Below are 22,112 nucleotides of genomic sequence, written 5' to 3' on the forward strand. Positions count from 1 at the left end.
TTACTGTGCTTCGATAGTGAATGAACGTGGCTGCGGCGTTTTGGTTGAAGGACCAAACCAGACGTCATAAATTTTGGCGGCCTCGCCGTTTTTCTCCAGGTTAACCAGCTCATCGTTAACCGCTTTCAGCAGCGCCGTTTCGCCTTTTTTAACGCCGACGCCGATCTCTTCTTTACTCAGCAGATCCGGCAGGATCTTAAACTTCGCTTTGTCGGGCGCTTCTGCCAGCAGGCCTGCCAGAATGGTGCTGTCCTGAGTGATGGCCTGCACATTACCGTTGCGCAGCGCAGTTAGCGCCAGCGGAATGTCGTCATAAGACAGCACCCGCGCCTGCGGATAACGCTGGTGCAGCGCCTGTTCGCCGGTGGTGCCTTTTACGGCACCAATGCGTGCGCGGCTGTACTCGTCGAGCTTGTCCGCAGACGATGACGGCACGAGGAATTGCTGGCCGGTGACGAAATAGGGCGTTGAGAAATCTACTACCTGAGCACGTTCCGGGGTAATCGTAATATCCGCCACGATCAAATCCGCTTTACCGGATTGCAGCAGCGGAATACGGTTTGCCGGGTTAGTGGCTACCAGCTCCAGCTTCACGCCGAGCGCTTTAGCCAGCGCTTTAGCAAAATCCACGTCATAACCTACGATGTCATGGCTTTTAGGATCGACGGAGCCAAACGGCGGGTTAGCGTCGAAGGTGGCGACTTTCACCACGCCTGCGGCTTTAATATCCGCCAGTTGATCGGCGTGCGCTGCTGTACCGAGCGTCAGCAATCCTGTTGCCAGGACCAGCGTTTTCAATGCATTTCGTTTATCTGCCATAGATTCCTCTGCGTACTCTGTTTTTATTTTCTGTCGCTACGCTCCCACAATGTCTTACCGACGACAAAGAAGAAAAAGTGCTTATTTATGTCAGAAAAACTATAAGTAAATACGATGTTATTATCAGGTAAATTGAATGAGTGCAGGTATACTCGCTGATGGAAGATTCAGCGCCTGTATCCAGGCCATTAGCAGTATGTTAGTCGCATCAATGTGAGTGATTTCCTGCCCCCGAAAATCCTGTCTTAGCAAATAATAAATTTTGCTATACAAACATCGTTTCATGTATGTTTATGGCTACCATATGGAAGTCTATACTGCTAAACTGCCATTCGCACCAGCGTTACGCCACAGATAAGAAGCATCGGATAAACAGATAAGATGATCCTACTCAGAAATATTTCGAAGATTTTTGACCACGGTAAGACCCCGGTTGTCGCCGTGGATAACGTAGATTTAACGATCGAACAAGGGCAGATTTACGGCATTATTGGCTACAGCGGCGCGGGTAAAAGTACGCTGATCCGACTGTTAAACGGGCTGGAAAAACCGAGCACTGGCAGCGTGACCATTAATGGCCATGAGATCTCTTTGGCAAAAGGCGAGGCGCTGCGTCAGGCTCGATTGAAGATCAGCATGGTGTTTCAGCACTTTAATCTGCTGTGGTCACGTACCGTGCGAGAGAATATTGCTTTTTCAATGCAGATCGCCGGGGCGCCAAAAGCACAAATTCGTGCACGGGTTGCCGAGCTGATTGAATTGGTGGGGTTAAACGGGCGCGAAGATGCCTATCCTTCACAACTTAGCGGTGGGCAGAAACAGCGCGTCGGCATTGCCCGTGCGTTAGCCAATAGCCCGGACGTACTATTGTGTGATGAGGCAACGTCGGCCCTTGATCCGCAAACTACCGATCAGATCCTTGATTTGCTGCTGGATATTAATCGTCGCTTTAAGTTGACGATCGTCCTGATCACCCATGAAATGCACGTGGTGAGAAAGATCTGCGATCGGGTCGCGGTAATGGAAAATGGCCGGGTGGTCGAAGAGGGCGAGGTACTGAGCGTGTTTACGCGTCCGCAGCAGCCGATCACCCGTCAGTTTGTGCGCCAGGTAAGCCAGTACAAAGAAGAAGAAGCATTCAACCCGGAACTGACCAGCGATCTGGCGGGAGCGGTAATTAAATTAACGTTTACCGGGCAAAGTACCCATCAGCCAGTCGTGGGAGAACTGACGCTGCGCTACGGGCTGCCGTTTAATATTCTGCACGGCAAGATGTCTCAGACGGCTCACGGCGTATTTGGACAATTATGGCTCCACGTTATTGCAAACCAGGATCAGCTCAATAATATCCTCGCGGATTTGCAGCACAGCGATATTGAATGCGAGGTAATTAAACATGCTTGATCAACTGTTACCCCATCTGAAGTGGGAGCAATTATGGGCCGCCACGCAGGAAACGCTGTACATGACGGCCATTTCTGGCGTCGCAACTTTTGTGCTGGGAATTATGCTTGGGCTGGCGCTGTTCCTGACGGCGCGCGGCGGGCTGTTTCAGAATCGGGCGCTGTACAGCGTGATTTCGATTATCGTGAACGTGTTCCGCTCTATTCCGTTCATTATCCTGATCGTACTGCTGATCCCATTCACCAAAACAATTGTCGGCACGATCCTCGGCGCAAATGCGGCATTACCTGCGCTGATTGTCGGCGCCGCGCCGTTCTACGCGCGGCTGGTAGAGATTGCCCTGCGTGAAGTCGATAAAGGTGTGATTGAAGCGACGCGCTCAATGGGCGCACGCCTGAGTACGTTAATTTTTCGGGTTTTACTGCCTGAATCCTCTCCAGCCCTGGTGTCGGGGATTACGGTGACACTGATTGCGCTGGTGAGCTACAGCGCAATGGCCGGAGTGATTGGCGCAGGTGGATTGGGAAATCTTGCTTATCTGGAAGGATTCCAGCGCAACCATAGCGACGTCACGCTGGTGGCGACGGTGACCATTTTGATCGTCGTCTTCATCATCCAGTTCTGCGGCGACGTTATTACCTCTCTGTTAGACAAACGCTAATAATACGGAAACCAACATCATGACTAAAACACTGACATTGATCGCCGCAGCAACCTTAAGCGCCTTTAGCTTCGCATCATGGGCAGATACGCTGACCGTGGGCGCATCTAACGTACCGCACGCTGAAATTCTGGAGCAGGCTAAACCTATTCTGGCGAAAGAGGGTATCGATCTGGAAATTAAACCCTTCCAGGATTACATCCTGCCAAATACGGCGCTGGCCAGCGGTGATATCGACGCTAACTATTTCCAGCATATTCCCTATTTGAACAGCGTACTGAAAGATCATGCCGGCGATAAGACCTTTGATTTCGTCAGCGCCGGGGCTATTCATATTGAGCCGATCGGTATTTATTCTAAAAAATACAAGTCGCTGAAGGATTTGCCGCAGGGCGCAAAAGTGATTATGCGTGATGCGGTATCCGAAGAGGGTCGTATTCTGACCATCTTCGAAAAAGAGGGCGTTATCAAATTGAAGCCGGGCATCGACAAAGTCAGCGCGCGTATCAGCGATATCGTGGAAAACCCGAAAAAGCTGAAGTTCCAGCCGAACGTCGAAGCCGCACTGCTGCCGCAGATGTATAACAATGATGAAGGTGATGCGGTAGTGATTAACGCCAACTACGCCATTGATGCTGGTCTGGACCCGGTTCACGATCCTATCGCGGTTGAAAGCGGTGAGAACAACCCGTACGCCAATATCATTACCGTGCATCGCGGCGACGAGAAGAAAAAAGATATTGTTGAGCTGGTGAAAGTGCTTCACTCGAAAGAAATTCAGGACTGGATCCGCACGAAATATAAAGGCGCGGTTATCCCGGTTAATAACTGATTATGTTATGCCATCCGCTCCTGGAGCGGATGGCATCTTGTTTCTCTTCCCGCTCATTTCAGGTCCGCGCAAGGCAAAGCCATCGCCGGACAATATCATTTCTTAGCGAGAGAGGATTTTCTTTTCCGCCAGATCAAGTGCAAAGTAGGTAAAGATCAGATCTGCACCCGCCCGTTTGATCGATCCTAAACTCTCCAGAATCACTTTTTCTTCATCAATGGCTCCGGCCTGCGCCGCGAACTTAATCATCGCGTATTCGCCGCTTACCTGATATGCGCCCAGCGGTAAATCGGTACGCTCACGGATATCGCGTAAAATATCAAGATAAGCACCAGCAGGTTTTACCATCAGACAATCTGCACCCTGTGCCTCATCCAGCAGCGATTCACGAATGGCTTCCCGGCGGTTCATCGGGTTCATCTGATACGTTTTACGATCGCCTTTAAGCGCGGTTCCTGCCGCTTCACGGAAGGGACCATAAAAGGAAGACGCAAATTTGGTGGAGTAGGACATGATGGCGGTGTCATAGAAACCGGCGGCGTCCAGCGCCTGGCGAATAGCCTGCACTTGCCCATCCATGGCCGCAGATGGAGCGATAAAATCCGCACCTGCGGCGGCAGCAATGACAGCCTGCTTACCAAGATTGGCAAGGGTCGCGTCATTATCTACACCGCTATCGCACAGCACGCCACAATGACCATGCGAGGTGTATTCGCAGAAACAGGTATCGGACATGACGATCATTTCCGGGACAGCCTCTTTACAAATACGTGACATGCGGGCAACCAGCCCGTCTTCCTTCCAGGCATCGCTACCGGTGGCATCGGTATGATGAGAAATCCCAAAAGTCATTATCGAGCGGATGCCAGCATTAGCAATACGCTCGATTTCGCGGGCAAGATGCTTCTCCGGAATGCGCATCACGCCCGGCATCGCGTCGATAGCCTTAAACTCATCGAGCTCTTCTTCAACAAAGATAGGCAATACCAGGTCATTCAGACTCAGCGTTGTCTCTTCAAACATTGCGCGCAGCGCGGGAGACTTGCGCAGGCGACGAGGGCGGGTGATTAAATCGGTCATGTTGTGCCTGATGTTGGTAAAATATAACGTTATTGTACCTTAGTTATCACGTAGATGTTTTACCAAAGTTGTCTTTTAGCGACGTCGCGAGTGGAATAGGCCATAAATACCATAGTGCGAATAAAGCGCGTTTTTTGATAAATATGATAAATATAATTATCATGGTTTGTAATGTTTATATTATGTATTAAAGAAATAATTAATGAAAATAAAAGCAACGTTTCTTGTGGCTGTTTAAGCGCGAGAGTACATCCGTGTGAAACCATACCGATGAATTATATATTATGTGAATGCATTTTTTTAATTTAAAGGAGGTTGTGGGCGAAGATTACAGGGTTTTATTGCTAACCTCATGTTTACAATGATTTTTTTAATGTGTTTGTTGATTCATTAAATTCTGAATTATTTTGTTTTTGTATATATGAAACGATGCTTGTCCGTTTCGGGACTTTGCGTAAAGATTAATTGAACCTTCTCCCTCTAAACACGCATAATTCAGTGCGCAATATAATATTACTTATTTTGATTGCATTGGTAATTGATGGATCAACTAGATACGTCCCTGAGGAGGGATGACAAATGCAAACCTGGAAAAAGAAACTGGTAGTATCTCAATTAGCATTGGCCTGCACTTTGGCAATCGCTTCTCAGGCAAATGCGGCCACTTATGATATGTTTGGTTATCATGATGATGTTCAGACGCAATATGACTGGATCAACACCAACACAGATACTGACTATCTGACCTACAGCGGTTATGTCTACAACACCACATCGGATAACAGCAATTATCTCGACGCGACATTCAATAATGATACCGTAAACGGTGTTATCTCTACCCGGTATCTGAATGACGATTATACAACGGATACTAATACATTAAATGTAACCAATTCCACTATTCATGGAATGATTACATCGGCTCCGGTAGGTTCAGAGAACTTTACTTTTCCTGGCTATAACGACGCAGACTATACCACCCATAACTGGGTAGACGGTGATGTCTTCACGCTGAATGTCGATCGCTCAATCATTGATGATGACTTCGAAGCGTTTTATTTTACCGATAACTATCTGGACAGCGATGGTGTAACCACTAATACCGATTATGACCAGTTAAATACCGCCGGTCTGGGCGTTGCCGTTACATTAGGCGTTGAAAGCAACGTCAATGTGACCAATAACTCGCACGTCGCAGGAATTGCATTAGTTCAGACTGATGGCAGCTATGCGAACGATACCTACGTTAATGGCGATCATCAGTGGGATAACAACGTTAACGTTGAAAACTCTACCGTCACATCTGGCTCTCTGTCCTGGAACGAAGGTGACAACAGCAATAGCCATTTCGGTAATTCTGCAGAACCGAGTGATTATTCTGGTACTGCCAGCTCCCATGGCTTTAGCGATGATACAGCATTAGCCTTTATTGATGATGCAACGTCTGATTATCGTATGGTCAACACTGCGACGTTTACTAACTCAGAATTGCTCGGTGACGTTTATGTCCAGAGCACCTTCAATAATAACTTCGATCCGACGAAACACCTGGTCGACGGCACGACAGATACCTGGACTCACGGTGGCTGGGCGGCTGACGATCAAAACGTTGATCGCCTGACTCTGACGCTGAACAACAGCAAATGGGTTGGCGCTGCTTACAATAATTATCAGCAAGTTGCCTCTGAAAATTTCATCGATGTAGCGGCAAACAGCCTCGACCCTTATGCCTCTTATTCTTATGATTCATGGGGCCGTACGGATAACGCCAACATCTTCCAGAGCGGCATTTTCGACGTTGTACTTAACAACGGCTCTGAGTGGGATACCACCAAAGATTCGCTGATCGATTCACTGGCTATCAACAGTGGTTCGCAGGTCAATGTAGCAGATGGCTCGATGCTGACCTCTGACAGCATCATCCTGAAAGACGGTTCTGCCCTGAACATTAGCGAAGATGGTGCTGTTAGCACAGATAACCTGACCATTGACTCATACAGTACGGTAACGCTGTCTGACGAGGTTAGCGCGGCGGCCGGTACTGATAATACAGCGCTGTACACCAACCATATCACCGTGACCAACGGGGGTATGTTGGATGTGCAAACCAGCAATACCGGCGCTTCCAGCCTGTTTGAAACTGACACGCTGAACCTGACCAGTGCTGACGTTGTTCACCGCAATGACGATGTTAACTCTGGGGTGTTCAACATCCATAGCAATGACTATGTGCTGAATGCTGACCTGGTGAACAATCGTACTAACGATAAAACTCAGGCTAACTATGGTTACGGTACTATCGCGATGAACTCCGATGGCCACCTGACCATTAACGGTAACGGTAACCTCAACACCAACAACGATGAAGTTGATGGCACTGACAATGTTTATGCGGGTAGTGGTGACAACGTTGTAGCCGCAACCGGTAATTACAAAGTGCGTATCGACGATGCGACTGGTGCTGGCGCTATTGCTGACTACAAAGGTAAGCAGATTATCTATGTTGACGATGTAAACACCGATGCGACCTTTAGCGCGGCTAACAAAGCTGACCTGGGTGCTTACACCTATCAGGCACAGCAAGAAGGCAATACGGTTGTACTGCGCCAGATGGAGCTGACCGACTACGCGAACATGGCGCTGAGCATTCCCTCTGCAAATACCAATATCTGGAATCTGCAACAGGATACTCTGTCCGATCGTCTGACCACTGCACGTCATGGTTTTGCAGACAACGGTGGCGCATGGGTTAGCTACTTCGGCGGTAGCTTCGAGGGTGATAACGGTACTATCAACTACGATCAGGACGTTAACGGCATCATGGTCGGTATTGATACCAAAGTTGACGGCAACAATGCTAAGTGGATCGTCGGTGCGGCCGCAGCCTTCGCAAAAGGTGACATGAGCGACCGTACTGGCCAGGTGGATCAAGACAGTCAGTCTGCTTATCTCTACTCTTCTTCTCGCTTCGCGAACGACGTTTTTATCGATGGCAACCTGAACTACAGCCGTTTCGATAACGATCTGACGGCAAACATGAGCAATGGTGCCTATGTTGATGGCAACACTACCGCTGATGCATGGGGCTTTGGTCTGAAACTGGGTTACGACTGGAAACTTAACGAATCTGGCTACGCCACCCCTTACGCCAGCATCAACGGTCTGTTCCAGTCCGGCGACAGCTATCGTCTGAGCAATGACGCGAATATCGGCGGTCAGGATTACGATAGCCTGCGTTATGAAGCGGGTATTGATACTGGCTATACCTTCAACTATGGCAACCAGGCTCTGACGCCGTACTTCAAACTGGCCTACGTATACGACGACTCCGACAACGATTCCGATGTCAATGGTGATAACATCGATAACGGCGTTAAAGGCTCTGCGGTACGGGTTGGTCTGGGGAGCCAGTTCAGCTTCACTAAGAACTTTAGTGCTAACACCGGTGTTACCTATGTAGGCGGCGGCGATGTTGATCAGGATTGGGCAGCAAATGCAGGTGTTAAATACACCTGGTAATCGGGTGCTGAGGGGGAGTTAACGCTCCTGTTTTACTCTTTGTTTCAATGCCTGTCATGGATATGACGGGCATTTTTCGCAAGGAAAGCAGAGTAATGACAAATCTGAATAAACCGCTTAACGAATTTAATGCGCTTGATAAACATCTATCATTATATGGTACTCGCTTCCACTGTTACGAAGGCGAATCTTTTCCTTTCCCGGACTTCCAGTCCCAAAACAGCACCGTTGTTTTCCAGCAGGGTGTTATCTCTTTAAGCCGTAAGTCTAACGATATCATGCTCGGTTTCGCCAGTGCTCCATTCATTGTTGGCCTGTCTGCTGACGCGATAAAAAATACTAACGACTACACTATCAGCACGGAAGGCGAGTGCTGTGGCTATTGTCTGCCGGCATCGAAAACGCTGACGCTAATAGAAGAAGGCGGCTTGTGGCGAGAGGCTTTCTACTGGCTTACCTGGCAGCATCGTATGCTGGAAATGCGCGATATGCGTCTTATCGGCACCAGTAATTATAACCAGATACGCTCTACATTATTAACAATGGCGCAGTGGGACGAATCATTGCGCTTACGCACGGGCGTCATCAACTATATTCAACGATGTACGGGCGTATCCCGATCGGTCATTGCCGAAGTGCTTTCAGCACTGCGACGCGGAGAGTACATTCAAATGCATAAAGGCAAACTGGTTGCGATTAACCGCTTGCCTTATGATTATTAAGCGTTAAGACGCGGGTACCACTCTCGGTGTATTACCACTCAGCTCGCTTATCAGATCGTTCACGCCGTCGCTCATATTGACAAAACGGGTGAGCGACGAGCGGGTGACTACCACAAACGCACCGATATTATGCTGAGGGATCATCGCCATATACGTGATAAATCCACCGCCGCCGCCGGTTTTTTGAATAATCCCCGGTCGGCCATCTTTGGGTGCCATGTAAACCCAGCCCATGCCCAGTGCGTCAGCCTTGCCGGGGACATCCATGCCAGTGATACGCGTCAATTGTGTACGCTGATAAATCAGGGTCTGCATTCTGTCTGCCTGATCGTTACGGGTGTAAAAATCCGAAGACAGGAACTGCTGCATCCAGCGCATCATATCGTCAGGCGTAGAATAAACGCCGCCGCTGCCGATAGCCGCCAGTGTATTATTGCACGGGCTGGCGCCTTTCTCGGCAACCATCAGGCGCTTACACTGATCCGGCGACGGGGTAAACGTCGTATCTTTCATTCCCAGCGGGCGAGTGATTTGCTGCTCAAACAGCTGCGGATAAGATTTACCCGCGGCGCTTGCCAGCGCATCTGCCAGTAAATCAAACCCCAGGTTAGAGTAGGCTGCCTGCGAACCCGGCGCCGATTTTAGCGTCGCGGTTGAAAGCCAGTTCCAGCGCTGCTGGCGCGTCGGCCAGACGAAAACCGGACGATTTGCCACCCCGCCCGGTTGTTCACGCGGTAGCGCACTGGTATGGGTGGCCAGATTCACCAGCGTAATGGGCGTACCCTGATAGCCCGGAACATGCGCGCCCGGTGGGGCATACTTACTCAAAGGATCGTGCAACTTAACGATGCCCTGATCGAGTAATTTCACCAGCACTTCACTGGTCATTAATTTACTTAACGACGCGATACGGATCACTGAATCAAGCTGTGGGCGGATATTGTTCCCCGGTCGCGTTTCGCCGAAGCTGCGAAACACCCGCTGATTGCCATCAATAACGACCAGCGCCATCCCTGTGGCCCCGCTGCCATAAAAAATATGGTCGGCATAACGATCGACAATATCGGATGCAAAAACCGGGTCGGGTGACGTTTGCGCGGCATAAGCCGCCGGCAATGTGGCCGCATAAAGGGCGGCAAAGAGAAAAAGGCAACGTTTCAACAAGGGAACCCATCAATAAATTAAGAAAACTATGCCTATTTATACTACTTCATTCACTGTTGCAAAGCGTCTTTCAGGTGAACCATGCTGCCAGGCAAATCACTTCGCCGAAAATGTTCTCTTTTATAACGAGTGATAACGACGCCACTCTGCTTCTGTATTAGCCGTAACCCGCCGATACAATTACTCACGCCTTGTCAGAGAACTAACCACTACCCTTCAGGTCTCATTTCGCGGATGATGCGGCGCCACTTTACGAGGGGGTAAGCCGTCTGAACTGGCACAATAAGAGAGACCTGGGAGCAAACATGTTTAAATCTTTTTTCCCAAAACCGGGGCCGTTTTTTCTGTCGGCACTGCTTTGGGGGCTGGCTGCCGTTCTTTTTTGGCAGATTGAAGGGGGAGCCTGGCTGCTGCGCTTTTTTTCTGCCACCGCAGCGGCCCCCATTAGCGCAGCCAGATTCTGGTCGCCCGACTATCTGGTATTTTATGCTTATTATGCGGTTTGCGTCGCGCTGTTTGCCCTCGTCTGGCAATGTTATAGCCCGCACCGCTGGCAGCGCTGGTCCGTCTGGGGGACAGCGTTAATTATTTTTGTCACCTGGTTTCTGGTGGAAGTCGGCGTGGCCGTTAACGCCTGGTATGGTCCATTTTACGATCTTATCCAGAAAGCGCTGAGTAAGCCGAACTCAGTCAATATTGAGCAGTTTTACCACGGCATTATGACCTTCCTGGGCATTGCGCTGATAGCGGTGGTGATCGGGGTATTAAATAATTTTTTCGTCAGCCACTATGTGTTCCGCTGGCGCAGTGCCATGAATGAGTACTACACCGAGTTCTGGCCAACGTTGCGGCATATTGAAGGTGCGGCTCAGCGTGTGCAGGAAGACACGATGCGCTTTTCATCGACGCTGGAAGATATGGGCGTGAGTTTCCTGAATGCTATCGTCACCCTTATCGCCTTCTTACCGGTGCTGGTCGCGCTGTCGGCACATGTTCCTGATCTGCCGGTTATCGGTCATCTGCATTATGGCCTGGTTATCGCCGGGATCGTATGGGCATTATTGGGGACCGGATTACTGGCGGTAGTGGGGATAAAACTTCCCGGACTGGAATTTAAAAATCAGCGGGTCGAGGCAGCCTATCGTAAAGAGCTGGTCTATGGCGAAGACGATCCCAGCCGCGCTGCCCCCCCGACGCTTCGCGCGCTGTTTTCCGCAGTGCGTCACAACTATTTCCGCCTGTACTTTCACTATATGTATTTTAATATTGCGCGCATTTTGTACCTGCAGGTTGACAACGTTTTCGGCTTGTTCCTGCTGTTTCCGTCTATCGTTGCCGGTACAGTAACGCTGGGCCTGATGCGTCAGATCCTTGACGTATTTGGGCAGGTACGCGAATCCTTTCAGTATCTCATCAATTCATGGCCTACTCTGGTAGAGCTGATGTCCATTTATAAACGTCTGCGCAGTTTCGAACGCGAACTGGATCGGCCAGACGTGGAGGAGGCTGCTAACGTCTGGGTTTAACCAAAGGGATGATGAAACATGACCGCACCACACTTTCGCTCTGCCACACTGGCCGTTTGCGCTGCGCTGATTCTGGCAGGGTGTAGCACAGAAAAAGCGCCGCTAAAAAAAGGGGAAAAGGCCGTCGACGTTGCCAGTATGGTGCGGCAAAAAATGCCTGCCAGCGTTAAAAATCGTGAGGAGTGGGCGCTTATCATTGCCCGTACGTTTGAGAGTCAGAAGCTGGCCCCAACAAAAGAAAATGTCTGCTCAGTGCTTGCTGTGGCCCAACAGGAGTCAAACTATCAGGCTGACCCGTCGGTGCCCGGCCTGAATAAAATTGCCTGGCAGGAGATTGAACGTCGGGCGGCAAAGCTGCATATTCCGGCTCTGCTGGTGCATACCGCGCTGAAAATAAAATCGCCTGACGGGAAAAGTTACAGCGATCGGCTTGATTCAGTCAAAACCGAGAAGCAGCTCAGCGCTCTTTTTGATGACTTAATTAACACCGTGCCACTCGGACAGCAGCTCTTTGGCTCTTTTAATCCGGTCCATACCGGCGGACCAATGCAGGTGAGCATTGCTTTTGCCGAAGCCCATACCCGTGGTTATCCATGGGAAATGAGCGGTACCGTGCGTCAGGAAGTGTTTACCCTTCGCGGCGGGCTGTGGTTCGGCACGTATCACCTGTTGAACTATCCGACCAGCTACTCTGCGCCGCTTTATCGCTTTGCCGATTTTAACGCCGGATGGTATGCCAGCCGCAATGCCGCATTCCAGAATGCGGTCAGCAAAGCCAGCGGCACTAAACTGGCGCTGGACGGCGATCTGATCCGCTACGACAGCCGTGAGGCGGGTAAAACGGAGCTTGCCGTAAGAGAGCTGGCCAATCAGCTTGATATGAGTGATAGCGAGATCCGCCGTCAGCTGGAAAAGGGCGATTCGCTTGATTTCGAGAAAACAGCGCTTTATAGCGGCGTGTTTAAACTGGCAGACAAGAAAAGTGGGCAGGCATTACCGAGAGAGTTATTGCCGGGTATTCAGCTTGAAAGCCCGAAGATCACGCGCAATCTTACGACCGCATGGTTCGCAAAACGCGTCGATGATCGACGGGCCAGATGCATGGCGCAGAATTAAACATAGTGACGCCACCGCAGCAACAGGGCTACGACGCCCAGGATCATACAGCCTATCAGGAAGGGTACCAGCCCAAAGAGGGTACCCACGGCCAGCCCCATTTCAACATGTGGGCGGCCCGTATCCTGAATCTGCATTAACTGCTCGTACATTCCCGGCGCATGAACCACAAGATTAAGGATCTGCGCACCGACCCAAAAGCACAGCAGCACAAATAGCGCATAAGCAATATTCCCTGGGGTAGACCGATCCTTTTTTTTCCTGTCTGACATAGATCTGGAAAAGGTGAACTCTGACATACCAACCTCCCGGACGCATTCGTTAAAACTTCATGCCCGTACTGATGCTTAGTGTGACAGGTCATTTCCGTTGTCAATATAAGATTCATGATAAATTCAGCGCTGGAATTCTCCTGGTTGTATAAGTTAGTGTTATGTCACAAATTATTAACTTAATTGTAACCAAGCCTCTTTTTAAGAATTTCCGTACCCGCCACAGACGACCGGATAAAAATATGCGAGGATGCTTTTTTTCTTCTGTCGGAGTTGTGATGAATCTGCCCGTAAAAATCCGTCGTGACTGGCATTACTATGCGGTGGCGATTGGCCTGATCTTTATTTTAAATGGCGTTATAGGTCTATTGGGATTTGAGGCAAAGGGCTGGCAAACATATGCTGTAGGCCTGGTCACGTGGGTGATTTGCTTCTGGCTGGCAGGATTTATTATTCGCCGCCGCCCCGAAGACGAAGAGGCGGCGGACCGACCAGATTAGTCGCTTAGGGTGCTTTTCAACTGGCTGCTGGCGCGGTAGCGCTCCAGAGCCAGTTCAATTAAACGCGTTATAAGTGCTGAGTAGCTCAAACCGCTGGCCTGCCACAGCTTGGGATACATACTGATATTGGTGAAGCCGGGCAGGGTATTAATTTCGTTAATAATAACCTTGTTTTCTTCGGTGAGGAAAACATCTACCCGGGCCATGCCGCTGCATCCTAGTGCCTGATAAGCCTGAATAGCGACTTTGCGGATGCGATCGTTAACTGATGCTTCAATGGCCGCAGGCACCACCACCTGTGCGCCGCCATCATCAATATATTTGGTATCGTACGCGTAAAAATCGCTGTTGAGCACGACCTCGCCGCAGGTGCTGGCTTCAGGATAATCGTTGCCCAGTACGGCGCATTCAATTTCGCGCCCCTTAATGCCCTGCTCAACAATCACTTTGCGATCGAATTCGAATGCCAGCTCGACGGCCTGCTGGTATTGCGCTTCAGTGGTGACTTTACTGACGCCTACGGACGATCCCTGGTTCGCCGGTTTAACAAACAGCGGCAGGCCAAACTGCGCTTCAAGCCCGGCGAAGGTCGTGGCGTGGCGATTAACGTGCGTGAGAGTGACAAAAGGCGCAATCGCCAGCCCGTCATCCCGTAACAAACGCTTGGTCACGTCTTTATCCATGCAGGCTGCGGAACTGAGTACGTCAGAGCCGACAAAAGGCAGATTCGCGATCCGCAGCAGACCTTGTAAAGATCCATCTTCGCCCATCGTGCCGTGGACAATCGGGAAAATAACGTCAATATGCGCCGACAGTTGCCCGTTAGCGATATCAATAAATTGCGCCGTCTGCTTACCGGGAATATGCGCGAGAGTCGACGTCGATGGCGCGAGTGTAATATGCGCGGGATCGTGCGCATTCAGTAAATAATGGCTTTGATCGTGAATATGCCAGCCGCCACGTTTATCAATTCCGATAAGGACGACCTCAAATTTTGATTTATCCATTGCCTCAACGATATTTTTTGCTGATTGCAACGAGACTTCATGCTCTGCTGATTTCCCACCAAAAACGACACCTACCCGCAACTTTGCCATCTCAATATTGATCTCTGGTCAACGTAAAACACATAACATATCACGTCAAAATCAGCCCTTCTGCCATAATCTTAAGGAAATCGATAAAGGAGGTGGCGTGAAAGCAAAAGGTCTGATCGTCTTCGCATTGATCGCCGGGGCCGCGGGATGGGGATACCGCCACTTGCCCTCATACTATAATCCGTTTGCCCCGCTGCAATTGACCGATCCTCCGGGACGGATTGCGCAGATGAAATTACGCCGGCTTTCAGATGCCGAATGTCAGGCACTGTTAGTACAGGCGAATCAACGCGGTCTGATCACCAGTCAGAAAGTGGCCGATAGCGCAGGAAACTGTCCATTGAACAATGTGGTGCGGGTGCGTGATTTTGGTGAGGTTAAACTCAGCAGCAGTTTTCTCGCCAGCTGCCCGCTGGCGTTAAGCAGTGCGCTATTTGTTGAGCAGCAGGCAAAGCCGCTTGCGCAGCAGTTGATCGGCAGCGCTCTCAGGCAGATCGATCACTTTGGCAGTTATGCCTGCCGAAATATTTACCATCGTGAAAATGCCCGTTTAAGTGAGCACGCTACCGCAGAAGCGCTGGACGTCAGCGGCTTTCGGTTTGCCAGCGGCCAGCGTGTAACGGTGCTAAAAGGATGGCCCAATGCACAAACGCAGCCATTCTTACGCGCGCTGCTTTCCAGTAGCTGCCATTATTACGGCAATGGACTTGGCCCTGAATATAACGCTGCCCATGCGAATCATTTTCACCTGGGAATGCGTGGTTATGGGCTGTGTCGGTAATAAATAATAAATGAAAAAGCATAAAGCGCATCTCTGGTTCCGACAGCAGCATCGCAAGCCGATAGAATATCGTCCTTGAGTAAAAACTTAATTACGATATACGCTTATGGAATCCTGGAAGGTTAATCTTATTTCTGTCTGGTTCGGCTGCTTTTTTACCGGGCTGGCTATCAGTCAAATTTTGCCCTTTCTGCCGCTTTATGTCTCACAGCTGGGCGTGACCTCCCATGAAGCGCTTTCTCTGTGGTCCGGGCTGACCTTCAGCGTAACGTTCCTGGTCTCGGCGATTGTTTCCCCGATGTGGGGCAGCCTCGCCGATCGTAAAGGCCGAAAGCTCATGCTGCTGCGCGCCTCTCTCGGGATGGCTATTGCCATTTTACTTCAGGCGTTCGCGACTAACGTCTGGCAGCTCTTTATTCTGCGTGCAATTATGGGGCTGACTTCCGGTTATATTCCCAATGCGATGGCGCTGGTAGCCTCGCAGGTGCCGCGCGAACGCAGCGGCTGGGCGTTGAGCACATTATCCACAGCACAAATCAGCGGTGTCATTGGTGGACCGCTGCTCGGCGGGTTTCTGGCGGATCACGTTGGCCTGCGGGCCGTCTTTTTTATTACCGCTATCCTGCTAACTATCAGTTTTCTGGTCACTCTTTTTCTGATTAAAGAGGGCGTCAGGCCGCAGGTGAGTAAAGCCGATCGGCTCTCAGGCAAAGCGGTGTTTGCCAGCTTGCCCTATCCGGGACTGGTGATCAGTTTATTTGTCACTACCATGGTGATTCAGCTCTGTAATGGATCGATTGGCCCCATCCTGACGCTGTTTATTAAATCCATGTGCCCTGACAGTAATAACATCGCATTCTTAAGCGGGATGATTGCCTCCGTACCCGGCGTCTCTGCGCTAATCTCTGCGCCACGGCTCGGCAAGCTCGGCGATCGGATCGGCACCGCACGTATTCTGGTGGCGACGTTATGCTGCGCCGTGATCCTCTTTTTCGCGATGTCATTTGTTACCTCGCCGCTTCAACTGGGAATACTGCGCTTTATGCTCGGTTTCGCTGACGGCGCAATGCTGCCGGCAGTTCAGACGCTACTGCTCAAATACTGTAGCGATCGGGTCACCGGACGTATTTTTGGTTACAACCAGTCATTTATGTACCTGGGAAATGTTGCTGGTCCGCTGATTGGCGCGTCAGTCTCCGCGGTGGCAGGGTTTCGCTGGGTATTTGTTGCCACGGCTATTGTGGTGCTGATTAACCTCTGGCAGTTGCTGATCATGCTGCGCCGTACCCGGCAAACTCACTAAGCAACGTTATAGCGCCGCTATACCCGAATTCAGGCGTTAATCATAAAAGCGCATATTGTCATCGTTTCGTCATTTCAGATTTATAGAGTCTCCGTGTTTTATTTATTTCTCATGGAGACTGTATAAGTGAAGCATTCCGCTATTTTTATTGCATTAATTCCGCTGTTAAGCGCCACGTTTTCATGGGCGCAAGCGCCATCGTTGCCGGTACTCGATAATCGTGGTGCAGAGGGCGATATCACGTTACCCGGCGGAGCCAGACGTCTCAGTGAAGATCAGACCGCGGCGATACGGGCATCCTTAAATAATAAACCGGCGAAAAATATTATTCTGCTTATTGGCGATGGAATGGGCGATTCAGAAATCACGGCAGCGCGAAATTATGCAGAAGGCGCAGGCGGTTATTTTAAAGGAATTGATGCATTGCCATTAACCGGGCAATACACGCACTACGCGCTGGATAAAAAAACCGGCAAACCGAATTATGTCACCGATTCAGCCGCGTCGGCGACCGCATGGAGCTCCGGGGTAAAAACTTATAACGGTGCCCTGGGCGTGGATATTCACGAAAAAGATCGTCCCACCCTGCTGGAAATGGCCAAAGTTGCCGGGCTGGCAACCGGTAATGTGTCAACGGCAGAGCTGGAAGACGCCACCCCGGCGGCCATGATGTCTCATGTGACCTCACGTAAATGTTACGGCCCCAGTCTGACCACCACCCTTTGTCCCGTCAACGCGCTGGAAAAAGGGGGCAAAGGATCGATTGCCGAACAGCTGTTGAATACGCGCCCTGATGTCACCCTGGGCGGTGGGGCAACGACCTTTACCGATGTCGCCACCGCCGGAGAATGGCAGGGAAAAAGCCTGTTTGAACAGGCTCAGGTACGGGGATATCAACTGGTATTTGATGCTTCTTCTCTTGATGCCATTACTGCCGCTAATCAACATCAACCGCTGCTGGGGTTGTTTTCCGCAGGCAACATGCCGGTTCGCTGGCTGGGGCCTAAAGCCACCCTGCATGGTAATCTGGACCAGCCGGTAGTGACCTGCGCACCGAATCCCGAGCGCAATACCAGTTATCCAACGCTGGCTCAGATGACCAGCAAGGCTATCGAATTATTGAGCCACAATGAAAAAGGATTCTTTTTACAGGTAGAAGGCGCGTCAATTGATAAGCAGGATCATGCCGCCAATCCTTGCGGGCAAATCGGGGAAACTGTCGATCTGGATGAGGCTGTGCAAAAGGCGCTGGAATTTGCCAAAAAAGACGGAAATACGCTGGTTATCGTCACGGCCGATCACGCTCATGCCAGCCAGATCGTCGCCACCGACACCAAAGCGCCCGGTCTTTCTCAGGCGCTGAATACCAAAGACGGCGCGGTAATGGCAATGACCTACGGCAACTCGGAAGAAGAGTCGATGGAACACACCGGCGCGCAGCTGCGTATTGCCGCTTTTGGCCCGCACGCGGCGAATGTTGTTGGCCTGACCGATCAGACCGATCTGTTCTACACCATGAAGTCCGCGCTCGGCCTGAAATAGCGCGTGGCCTCATGAAATTTGTCATGGTGGGTGGTTTTTTCAGCGGCAGTGACCAGACTTAGGATGAGCAACTTACTAAAGGACGACATAATGAAAATAATATTTCTGGTTACCCTGATCTTTGGCATGGTTATTCTTTCAACGGTTGGCGCGGCTGAAAAGACACTCACGCCTCAGCAGCAACGCATGACCACCTGTAATGAACAGGCGACGGCGAAAACGCTGAAAGGGGATGAGCGCAAAAGTTTTATGCGCGACTGCCTGAAAAACGAGAAGAATACCAACGACGGGAAAGGGCTGACGCCACAACAGTTAAAAATGCGTGATTGTAGCTCTCAGGCGACGCAACAGTCGCTCAAAGGTGAGGATCGCAGCAAATTTATGAGCGGCTGCCTGAAAAAAACGGCGTAAACATAGCGGGTAAGGCCGTGCTGCCTTACCCACTTATCCTCAGGTGCGGCTAAGCTGCTCAGACTTCTCCATACAGCTTGTCATTGCTTCAATGACCGCTGCACGAAATCCTCTTTCTTCTAATACGCGAACGGCTTCAATCGTGGTGCCGCCGGGGGAGCACACCATATCTTTCAGTTCGCCCGGGTGTTTCCCGGTTTCCAGTACCATTTTCGCCGAACCCATCACCGCCTGCGCGGCAAATTTATATGCCTGCTGGCGCGGCATTCCACCTTTAACCGCGGCGTCAGCCATCGCTTCAATAAACATAAACACATAAGCCGGTGCCGATCCGCTAACGCCGACCACCGGATGAATAATGGACTCAGCAACCACCTCCGCCTCACCGAAACTGCGGAAAATGGCCAGCGCTTCGTCGATCTCTGCATCATTAACCAGAGCATTTGGCGTTAACGATGTCATACCCGCATTGACCAGCGAGGGGGTATTTGGCATGGCGCGAATAATTTTGCGGTCGTGACCGAGGGCCGTTGCCAGTTGTGCCAGCGTAACGCCCGCTGCAATGGAAATGACCAACGAATCTTTGTTGAAGCTGGAGGCAATATCATTCAGCGTTTTAACGGTGATAGCCGGTTTTACCGCGCTAAATACGATGTCCGCTGCCTGGGCCACTTCCTGTGCGCTTTCTGCGCCATGCACGCCGTACTGTTCGCGCAGGGCAGCAACGTTAGCAGGCGAAGGGGTATAGACCCAGATATGATCCGGCTGCATCTGACCGCTGGCGATAAGCCCTCCGAGGATCGCTTTACCCATATTCCCGCAGCCGATAAACCCAATTTTTTTCTCCATCACCCGTCTCCGCGTATAATTTGTCTGGGCGATAATCTTAACGCGGATTATCCTTCAGGGCGACGCTTCCTGAGCATTACTGCCAGGCTGCGCGATGAAACAATCTGTACAGGAGACAGAATGGCTATCTGGGTTGATGCGGACGCATGTCCAAATGTAATTAAAGAGATTTTATTTCGCGCCGCCGAGCGTACACAAACCATGCTGACGCTGGTGGCTAATCAGACGCTTCGCACGCCACCGTCCCGGGTGATCCGCACGTTGCGCGTAGAGAGCGGTTTCGACGTCGCCGATAACGAAATCGTACGCCTGTGCGCGCCGGGAGATTTAGTGATCACCGCCGATATTCCGCTGGCGGCTGACGTTATTGAAAAAGGCGCAGCAGCGTTAAACCCTCGTGGAGAACGCTACACCGAGGCGACCATTCGCGAAAGGCTAAACATGCGTGATTTTATGGACACGATGCGGGCCAGCGGGATCCAGACCGGCGGGCCGGACAGTTTATCGCAGCGCGATCGCCAGCGTTTTGCTGCCGAGCTGGATAAATGGCTGCTCCAGCGGTCAAAATAATTGGGATGGGATGACCTTGTTGGACACATTATGCAATAATATGTTTACACCTTTACGACGGGCATCTGCGATAACCCCTTAGTTTCAGGTGGTCAGAACAAAATTGTAATAAAAAATTTACACGCCATTTTTGTACTAGTTTGATAGTATGTACAGTTCTTTGGTCACCTTATCATTGCCTCGCAGTATCCGGGAGAATTCCATCTTATGACGCAACCCGTTTTCTTTATTGGCCCCCGCGGCTGCGGTAAAACCACCGTGGGTCAGGCGCTGGCACAAGAGCAAAACTGGCATTTTGTTGATACCGACCACTGGCTTCAGCAACGGGCGCAAATGGACGTCGCGGGGATCGTCGCCAATGAGGGCTGGGAAGGTTTCCGGGCGCGTGAAACCCAGGCGCTGCAAGCCGTGACTGCGCCATCAACGGTGATCGCCACCGGCGGGGGAATGGTGCTGGCCGGAATTAATCGTCATTTCATGCGCGATGCCGGTCTGGTTATCTATTTGCGTGCGCCGGTGCACGTGCTTACGGCGCGGCTTGAAGCGTTTCCTGAAGAGGGACAGCGCCCGGCGTTAACGGCTAAGCCGCTTGAGGAGGAGATCCGCGAGGTGCTGGCAGAGCGTGAAGCTCTGTACTGTGAAACGGCGCATTGTATTGTCGATGCCGCTCAGCCGCTTGAAAATATCATTACTGACGTGCTGGCCGCGCTTATGCTCCCCGCGTCTGACAGGCTACGTCTATACTCATAGTTCTGACAACGAATAATGAGGAATACCTATGCCGACCAACCCTCCGTACCCGCGTAAGTCCCGTATCGTGCCGGTTGAGAAAGGGGCCGATCATCCCAAAGTGACCTGGTATCAACTGCGGGCCGATCACCCGGAACCGGATGCGCTGATCAGTGAGCATGATACCGAGCAGGAAGCTCTGGATGCTCAGCGGCGCTATGAAGATCCTGACAAATCCTGAGTCAGCAATTCTGGCGACCTCAATATATTCCTAAAGCACCATTAACTGGATATGAATCACATCTTTTACCTGTTGAAAAAGTTAACTAACAATTAGTATCAACTTAACGGTCATATTCTGGAATTTGTATGCTCTTTTAAACGCTCATCTGCGGTGTGCTGCTGAGCGTTTATCCATCGCATGCATATGTATACAGCAGGGCCGTATTTATTTCGTTGTAAAGGCAGTTAATAAGGTGACCGACATGAGTGCGACTTTGGCGATGTTAACGATTGGCGTTGTGCCAATTCGTGAAGTATTGCCGCTACTGACCGAACATATCAGTGAAGATAAAATTACCCATATCAGTCTGCTGGGTAAAATGTCGCGGGAAGATGTCATGGAAGAGTATGCCGTGGAGCCTGGCGATGATGTACTGCTCACCATGCTAAGCGATCTACAGCCCGCAGAAGTCTCACGCGCTAAAGTCGAACGCGATTTGCAGGCGATCATCAATGTGCTGGATACCCAGCACTATGACGTTATTATCCTGATGAGTACCGCACAGCTTATCGGTATGAAAGCGCGTAACACGCTTCTTCTTGAACCGCTGCGTATTATTCCCCCGCTGGTTGCTTCTATTGTTGACGGTCATCAGGTTGGCGTTATTGTGCCTATGGAAGAACTGATTCATGCCCAGAAAATAAAATGGCAGGTGCTGGAAAACCCACCGCTTTACGCGCTGGCACACCCGCTGTATGCCTCTGATGAAGAGTTAGTTGAGGCCGGACGCGAGCTGATTAACCGCGGCGCCGATGTGTTAATGCTCGACTGCCTGGGCTTTTACCAGCGTCATCGTGATTTGCTGCAAAAAACCCTCGACGTACCGGTATTGCTTTCTAATGCGCTGATTGCCCGTCTGGCGTCCGAACTGCTGGTATGAGCCATAATTTCGCGTGACAGTGAGAGAGTTTGCACCCTATATTGTTTAATCA

The 22,112-nt window shown here is 50.7% G+C and carries 22 protein-coding genes; 16 read left to right on the forward strand and 6 right to left on the reverse strand.

Annotated features, from left to right (window positions below; translation table 11 throughout):
• Complete coding sequence (locus AC791_RS07005) at positions 1 to 819, reverse strand: ABC transporter substrate-binding protein (RefSeq protein ID WP_049839760.1); 819 nt, start codon at positions 817 to 819, stop codon at positions 1 to 3.
• 381 nt (positions 820 to 1,200) lie between these two features.
• Between AC791_RS07005 and AC791_RS07010 the strand changes: the two genes are divergently transcribed.
• The 3 genes from AC791_RS07010 to AC791_RS07020 are packed head-to-tail and all read left to right on the forward strand — an operon-like array spanning position 1,201 to position 3,716.
• Positions 1,201 to 2,223: a methionine ABC transporter ATP-binding protein gene (locus tag AC791_RS07010; RefSeq protein ID WP_049839761.1), complete on the forward strand. Its 1,023-nt coding sequence runs from the start codon at positions 1,201 to 1,203 to the stop codon at positions 2,221 to 2,223.
• Complete coding sequence (locus AC791_RS07015; RefSeq protein ID WP_049839762.1) at positions 2,216 to 2,884, forward strand: methionine ABC transporter permease; 669 nt, start codon at positions 2,216 to 2,218, stop codon at positions 2,882 to 2,884. Before AC791_RS07010 ends, AC791_RS07015 begins: the two co-directional genes overlap by 8 nt.
• 19 nt (positions 2,885 to 2,903) lie before the next feature.
• A complete protein-coding gene (locus AC791_RS07020; RefSeq protein ID WP_049839763.1) occupies positions 2,904 to 3,716 on the forward strand; it encodes a MetQ/NlpA family ABC transporter substrate-binding protein in 813 nt (270 codons plus the stop codon).
• Positions 3,717 to 3,818: 102 nt separating this feature from the next.
• Here the strand turns inward: AC791_RS07020 and hemB are convergent, their stop codons facing one another.
• Positions 3,819 to 4,796 carry a porphobilinogen synthase gene (gene hemB, locus AC791_RS07025; protein WP_049839764.1) on the reverse strand — a complete coding sequence of 326 codons (978 nt, stop codon included), beginning with the start codon at positions 4,794 to 4,796 and terminating at the stop codon, positions 3,819 to 3,821.
• 579 nt (positions 4,797 to 5,375) lie between these two features.
• Here hemB and AC791_RS07030 point away from each other — a divergent pair.
• Positions 5,376 to 8,315 carry an autotransporter outer membrane beta-barrel domain-containing protein gene (locus AC791_RS07030; RefSeq protein WP_049839765.1) on the forward strand — a complete coding sequence of 980 codons (2,940 nt, stop codon included), beginning with the start codon at positions 5,376 to 5,378 and terminating at the stop codon, positions 8,313 to 8,315.
• Positions 8,316 to 8,410: 95 nt separating this feature from the next.
• The gene (locus AC791_RS07035; RefSeq protein ID WP_049839766.1) at positions 8,411 to 9,037 is read left to right on the forward strand and encodes a helix-turn-helix domain-containing protein; all 627 of its coding nucleotides are present in this window, start codon (positions 8,411 to 8,413) and stop codon (positions 9,035 to 9,037) included.
• Positions 9,038 to 9,040: 3 nt separating this feature from the next.
• Here AC791_RS07035 and ampH read toward each other — a convergent pair whose 3' ends face one another.
• Positions 9,041 to 10,198: a D-alanyl-D-alanine-carboxypeptidase/endopeptidase AmpH gene (gene ampH, locus AC791_RS07040; RefSeq protein ID WP_049839767.1), complete on the reverse strand. Its 1,158-nt coding sequence runs from the start codon at positions 10,196 to 10,198 to the stop codon at positions 9,041 to 9,043.
• Positions 10,199 to 10,506: 308 nt separating this feature from the next.
• On the opposite strand from ampH, the gene sbmA reads away from it, so the two are divergent.
• Together sbmA and AC791_RS07050 are read left to right on the forward strand one after the other, a co-directional pair.
• Positions 10,507 to 11,727 (forward strand): peptide antibiotic transporter SbmA, encoded by a 1,221-nt coding sequence (sbmA, locus tag AC791_RS07045; RefSeq protein WP_049839768.1) that lies wholly within the window; start codon positions 10,507 to 10,509, stop codon positions 11,725 to 11,727.
• Positions 11,728 to 11,745: 18 nt separating this feature from the next.
• Entirely contained in the window at positions 11,746 to 12,843 is a 1,098-nt protein-coding gene (locus AC791_RS07050) for a DUF1615 domain-containing protein (protein ID WP_049839769.1), read from the forward strand.
• Here the strand turns inward: AC791_RS07050 and AC791_RS07055 are convergent.
• Positions 12,840 to 13,142, reverse strand: coding sequence for a DUF2755 family protein (locus AC791_RS07055; RefSeq protein WP_049839770.1), 303 nt, complete (start codon positions 13,140 to 13,142; stop codon positions 12,840 to 12,842). The two genes, AC791_RS07050 and AC791_RS07055, sit on opposite strands and share 4 nt — an antisense overlap.
• Before the next feature lie 251 nt (positions 13,143 to 13,393).
• On the opposite strand from AC791_RS07055, the gene AC791_RS07060 reads away from it, so the two are divergent.
• Positions 13,394 to 13,615 (forward strand): DUF2754 domain-containing protein, encoded by a 222-nt coding sequence (locus AC791_RS07060; protein ID WP_049839771.1) that lies wholly within the window; start codon positions 13,394 to 13,396, stop codon positions 13,613 to 13,615.
• On the opposite strand, the gene ddlA is transcribed toward AC791_RS07060, so the two are convergent.
• Positions 13,612 to 14,712 carry a D-alanine--D-alanine ligase gene (gene ddlA / locus AC791_RS07065; protein WP_049839772.1) on the reverse strand — a complete coding sequence of 367 codons (1,101 nt, stop codon included), beginning with the start codon at positions 14,710 to 14,712 and terminating at the stop codon, positions 13,612 to 13,614. The genes AC791_RS07060 and ddlA overlap by 4 nt on opposite strands.
• Before the next feature lie 97 nt (positions 14,713 to 14,809).
• Between ddlA and AC791_RS07070 the strand changes: the two genes are divergently transcribed.
• The 4 genes from AC791_RS07070 to psiF all read left to right on the forward strand — a co-directional run bounded on the left by AC791_RS07070 (position 14,810) and on the right by psiF (position 18,749).
• Positions 14,810 to 15,493, forward strand: a complete 684-nt coding sequence (locus tag AC791_RS07070) for an extensin family protein (protein WP_049839773.1) — start codon at positions 14,810 to 14,812, stop codon at positions 15,491 to 15,493.
• A gap of 106 nt (positions 15,494 to 15,599) precedes the next feature.
• Entirely contained in the window at positions 15,600 to 16,796 is a 1,197-nt protein-coding gene (locus tag AC791_RS07075) for a multidrug efflux MFS transporter (RefSeq protein ID WP_049839774.1), read from the forward strand.
• A gap of 126 nt (positions 16,797 to 16,922) precedes the next feature.
• Positions 16,923 to 18,338 carry an alkaline phosphatase gene (gene phoA, locus AC791_RS07080; protein ID WP_049839775.1) on the forward strand — a complete coding sequence of 472 codons (1,416 nt, stop codon included), beginning with the start codon at positions 16,923 to 16,925 and terminating at the stop codon, positions 18,336 to 18,338.
• A 90-nt stretch (positions 18,339 to 18,428) separates the two neighbouring features.
• Positions 18,429 to 18,749: a phosphate starvation-inducible protein PsiF gene (gene psiF / locus AC791_RS07085; RefSeq protein WP_049839776.1), complete on the forward strand. Its 321-nt coding sequence runs from the start codon at positions 18,429 to 18,431 to the stop codon at positions 18,747 to 18,749.
• 39 nt (positions 18,750 to 18,788) lie between these two features.
• On the opposite strand, the gene proC is transcribed toward psiF, so the two are convergent.
• Positions 18,789 to 19,598 (reverse strand): pyrroline-5-carboxylate reductase, encoded by an 810-nt coding sequence (proC, locus tag AC791_RS07090; RefSeq protein WP_049839777.1) that lies wholly within the window; start codon positions 19,596 to 19,598, stop codon positions 18,789 to 18,791.
• A gap of 120 nt (positions 19,599 to 19,718) precedes the next feature.
• On the opposite strand from proC, the gene AC791_RS07095 reads away from it, so the two are divergent.
• The 4 genes from AC791_RS07095 to AC791_RS07110 all read left to right on the forward strand — a co-directional run bounded on the left by AC791_RS07095 (position 19,719) and on the right by AC791_RS07110 (position 22,060).
• Complete coding sequence (locus AC791_RS07095; RefSeq protein WP_049839778.1) at positions 19,719 to 20,168, forward strand: YaiI/YqxD family protein; 450 nt, start codon at positions 19,719 to 19,721, stop codon at positions 20,166 to 20,168.
• A 207-nt stretch (positions 20,169 to 20,375) separates the two neighbouring features.
• Positions 20,376 to 20,918 carry a shikimate kinase AroL gene (gene aroL / locus AC791_RS07100; protein WP_049839779.1) on the forward strand — a complete coding sequence of 181 codons (543 nt, stop codon included), beginning with the start codon at positions 20,376 to 20,378 and terminating at the stop codon, positions 20,916 to 20,918.
• 28 nt (positions 20,919 to 20,946) lie between these two features.
• Positions 20,947 to 21,138, forward strand: coding sequence for a YaiA family protein (locus AC791_RS07105; RefSeq protein WP_049839780.1), 192 nt, complete (start codon positions 20,947 to 20,949; stop codon positions 21,136 to 21,138).
• 244 nt (positions 21,139 to 21,382) lie between these two features.
• Positions 21,383 to 22,060, forward strand: coding sequence for an AroM family protein (locus AC791_RS07110; RefSeq protein WP_049839781.1), 678 nt, complete (start codon positions 21,383 to 21,385; stop codon positions 22,058 to 22,060).
• Positions 22,061 to 22,112: the final 52 nt, after the last annotated feature.

Source organism: Klebsiella sp. RIT-PI-d (assembly GCF_001187865.1).
In the GTDB taxonomy this organism is placed as follows: Bacteria; Pseudomonadota; Gammaproteobacteria; order Enterobacterales; family Enterobacteriaceae; genus Superficieibacter.

Excerpts from the sequence above, each read along its gene's own strand:
- AC791_RS07005 (WP_049839760.1), bottom strand. The coding sequence starts at position 819 with ATGGCAGATAAACGAAATGCATTGAAAACGCTGGTCCTGGCAACAGGA.
- AC791_RS07010 (WP_049839761.1), top strand. The coding sequence starts at position 1,201 with ATGATCCTACTCAGAAATATTTCGAAGATTTTTGACCACGGTAAGACC.
- AC791_RS07015 (WP_049839762.1), top strand. The coding sequence starts at position 2,216 with ATGCTTGATCAACTGTTACCCCATCTGAAGTGGGAGCAATTATGGGCC.
- AC791_RS07020 (WP_049839763.1), top strand. The coding sequence starts at position 2,904 with ATGACTAAAACACTGACATTGATCGCCGCAGCAACCTTAAGCGCCTTT.
- hemB (WP_049839764.1), bottom strand. The coding sequence starts at position 4,796 with ATGACCGATTTAATCACCCGCCCTCGTCGCCTGCGCAAGTCTCCCGCG.
- AC791_RS07030 (WP_049839765.1), top strand. The coding sequence starts at position 5,376 with ATGCAAACCTGGAAAAAGAAACTGGTAGTATCTCAATTAGCATTGGCC.
- AC791_RS07035 (WP_049839766.1), top strand. The coding sequence starts at position 8,411 with ATGACAAATCTGAATAAACCGCTTAACGAATTTAATGCGCTTGATAAA.
- sbmA (WP_049839768.1), top strand. The coding sequence starts at position 10,507 with ATGTTTAAATCTTTTTTCCCAAAACCGGGGCCGTTTTTTCTGTCGGCA.
- AC791_RS07050 (WP_049839769.1), top strand. The coding sequence starts at position 11,746 with ATGACCGCACCACACTTTCGCTCTGCCACACTGGCCGTTTGCGCTGCG.
- AC791_RS07055 (WP_049839770.1), bottom strand. The coding sequence starts at position 13,142 with ATGTCAGAGTTCACCTTTTCCAGATCTATGTCAGACAGGAAAAAAAAG.
- AC791_RS07060 (WP_049839771.1), top strand. The coding sequence starts at position 13,394 with ATGAATCTGCCCGTAAAAATCCGTCGTGACTGGCATTACTATGCGGTG.
- ddlA (WP_049839772.1), bottom strand. The coding sequence starts at position 14,712 with ATGGCAAAGTTGCGGGTAGGTGTCGTTTTTGGTGGGAAATCAGCAGAG.
- AC791_RS07075 (WP_049839774.1), top strand. The coding sequence starts at position 15,600 with ATGGAATCCTGGAAGGTTAATCTTATTTCTGTCTGGTTCGGCTGCTTT.
- psiF (WP_049839776.1), top strand. The coding sequence starts at position 18,429 with ATGAAAATAATATTTCTGGTTACCCTGATCTTTGGCATGGTTATTCTT.
- proC (WP_049839777.1), bottom strand. The coding sequence starts at position 19,598 with ATGGAGAAAAAAATTGGGTTTATCGGCTGCGGGAATATGGGTAAAGCG.
- AC791_RS07095 (WP_049839778.1), top strand. The coding sequence starts at position 19,719 with ATGGCTATCTGGGTTGATGCGGACGCATGTCCAAATGTAATTAAAGAG.
- aroL (WP_049839779.1), top strand. The coding sequence starts at position 20,376 with ATGACGCAACCCGTTTTCTTTATTGGCCCCCGCGGCTGCGGTAAAACC.
- AC791_RS07105 (WP_049839780.1), top strand. The coding sequence starts at position 20,947 with ATGCCGACCAACCCTCCGTACCCGCGTAAGTCCCGTATCGTGCCGGTT.
- AC791_RS07110 (WP_049839781.1), top strand. The coding sequence starts at position 21,383 with ATGAGTGCGACTTTGGCGATGTTAACGATTGGCGTTGTGCCAATTCGT.